Raw genomic sequence first — 256 nt, 5'->3', positions numbered from 1 at the left:
ATGCTCATGTTCCCTCCGAACGGACGATTGCCATTGATGCGACTGTGGCTGTGTTGATCTGCTTACCATCGGGACCACGCACGTTGAATAGAAGACGCCACGTGCCGTCCGGCAATCGATCGATGTGGATAAACTCTTTCTCGGTATGGGGAGTGGCAAACTTCGAGAGGGGAAGTTCCGCAATGGGTTTACCGGAACTGGACCGCAACGTGATATTCGGTGTCATTGATTCTCCTTGAGAGCGCGCATTCTACAC

General features: G+C 52.7%; 1 protein-coding gene. It reads right to left on the bottom strand.

Annotated elements, in window-relative coordinates; translation table 11 throughout:
- Window positions 1–4: 4 nt before the first annotated feature.
- Window positions 5–226, bottom strand: coding sequence for a hypothetical protein (locus AC1RPG_RS08860; RefSeq protein WP_289873957.1), 222 nt, complete (start codon window positions 224–226; stop codon window positions 5–7).
- Window positions 227–256 lie beyond the last annotated feature (30 nt).

It is taken from the genome of Dellaglioa sp. CoH-57-MRSF-18, from assembly GCF_056781995.1.
The sequence above is the reverse complement of the archived record's forward strand: the minus strand, read 5'-3'. Positions and strand labels throughout refer to the sequence as shown.